Below are 2,222 nucleotides of genomic sequence, written 5' to 3'. Positions count from 1 at the left end.
GCGCGTACGGCGGGCGGTGCGCGAGGCCCCGGCGGCGCTGCCGCCGCTCGCCGCGGTACTCGAGGCGCTCGCGGCCGAACTGGCCGATGTCGAGGAGCGCCACGAGATCTGGTCCCTGCGGGCCACGGTGCTCCAGCGTTCGCCGCGGCTGCTCGTCCGGGGACTCGGTGCCCATATGGCCGACGAGCTGGAGCTGGCCGAGGCCATCGCCGAGCGGATCGGCGCCGAAGCGAGGGACCCCGACGGGCTCCCCGCCCTGGAGCTGTACCCGCGCCTGCTCGCAGGCGTCGCCGGGACCGCCGTACGGGTCGCCGTCGAGCACTGGTGCTCGAAGCCCCCCGGTACCGCTGTCTTCGCCGACGTCTTCCGGGAGGTCTTCAGCCAACTGGCAGCGGGCCTGCCCGGACCCCCGGCCCCGGACCCGGCCGGCACCTGACCGTCATTCGCCGCGCAACGATCCGCAGAACCCGAAGAAGGACACCTTGACCGTTACCGAGGCGCCGGAGCAGGCGCCGACCTCCATGTCCAACAGACAGATATTGCAGGCGATGTCCGGGCTGATGGCCGGCATGTTCGTCGCCATTCTGGCCAGCACCGTGGTGGCCAACGCACTGCCCCGTATCCTCGCCGACCTCGACGCCAGCCAGTCCTCCTACACCTGGGTCGTCACCTCGGAACTGCTCGCCATGACGGCGACCGTGCCCCTGTGGGGCAAGCTGTCCGATCTGTTCAACAAGAAGCTGCTCCTCCAGCTCTCGCTCGGCATGTTCGTCGCCGGGTCGCTGCTCGCCGGGTTCTCCCAGGGCGTCGGCCTGCTCATCTTCAGCCGGGTCGTTCAGGGCACCGGCGCCGGCGGTCTGACCGCGCTCGCGCAGGTCGTGATGGCCGCGATCATCCCGCCGCGCCGGCTCGGCAAGTACTCCGGCATCTTCGGCGCCGTCTTCGCCATCGGTACCGTCGCAGGACCGCTGATCGGCGGCCTGCTGGTGGACACCTCCTGGCTGGGCTGGCGCTGGTGCTTCTTCATCGGCGTGCCCTTCGCGCTCGCCGCGATCCTGCTGCTCCAGCGCACTCTGAAGCTGCCCGCGACGGTCCGCCGCGTGGTGAAGATCGACTTCCTGGGCGCGTTCCTGATCGTCGCCGGCGTCTGCTCGCTGCTGATCTGGACGTCCCTCGCGGGCAACGAGTTCGACTGGGCGTCCTGGCAGACGGGCGTGCTGACCGGCCTCGGGGTGGTCCTGCTGGTGGTCGCCGTCTTCGTGGAGACCCGGGTCGCCGAGCCGATCATCCCGCTGAAGATCTTCCGTAACCGCACCATCGCGCTGACCACGCTCGCGAGCCTGCTCGTCGGTGTGGCCATGTTCGGCGGCACCGTCTTCCTCTCCCAGTACTTCCAGATATCCCTGGGCAAGTCCCCGACGGTGGCCGGGCTGATGAGCCTGCCGATGATCCTCGGTCTGCTGGTCTCCTCCACCGTCGCCGGGCAGATCATCAGCGCCACCGGCAGGTGGAAGATCTACCTGGTCTCCGGCGCCGTCATCATGACGGCGGGCCTGGCGCTGCTCTCCACCATCGGCTCCGACACCGGCTTCGGGCTGCTCAGCCTCTACATGGTGGTCCTCGGGATCGGCCTCGGCATGCTGATGCAGAACCTGGTGCTCGCCGCGCAGAACGACGTGCCGGCCGCGCAGCTCGGCGCCGCCACGTCCGTCCTGTCGTTCTTCCGCAGCATGGGCGGCACGATCGGTACGAGCGTGCTCGGCGCCGTCCTGGCCAGCCGGGTCTCCAGCGAGCTCGCCAAGAGCCTCGGCGGCTCCGGCAAGGCCCCGGCGGGCGGGAACACCGTACCGAACCTCGCCGACCTGCCCGCGCCGATGCGGGCGATCGTGGAGCACGCGTACGGCGTGGCGACCGCGGATCTCTTCCTGGTCGCCGCACCGTTCGCCGCTCTCGCGCTGATCACGGTGATCTTCATCAAGGAGAAGCCGCTGAAGACCACGAGCGGTATGCAGCGGCTGGCCGAGGAGGCCGAAGCGGAGGCGTCCGCCACGGCTGTCTGAACCACCGCACCGCACGCTCCGGCCCCGGTCCGCCTTCGGGCGGGCCGGGGCCTTCGCGTGCGCGGTGCGCCTCGCGGCGGGCGGCCGTGGGTTTGGCGGTGCGGTGGTTGTGGCCGGTCTTGGTTGCGGTCGCGGTGGTGGTGCCGGGCGCCGGGGCCTCCG

1 protein-coding gene and 1 pseudogene are annotated in these 2,222 nt (G+C 70.7%); both read left to right on the top strand.

Annotated elements, in window-relative coordinates:
• A pseudogene (locus QR77_RS49640) lies at positions 1-436 on the top strand (TetR family transcriptional regulator); the annotation flags it as partial.
• Positions 437-482: 46 nt separating this feature from the next.
• On the top strand, positions 483-2,060 hold the full coding sequence (locus tag QR77_RS40245; RefSeq protein WP_040026851.1) for an MDR family MFS transporter: 1,578 nt from the start codon (positions 483-485) through the stop codon (positions 2,058-2,060).
• Positions 2,061-2,222 lie beyond the last annotated feature (162 nt).

The organism is Streptomyces sp. 150FB, from assembly GCF_000818195.1.
Classification (GTDB): Bacteria; Actinomycetota; Actinomycetes; order Streptomycetales; family Streptomycetaceae; genus Streptomyces.
Note: the sequence above shows the minus strand (reverse complement) of the source record. Positions and strands in the feature narration are given on the sequence as shown.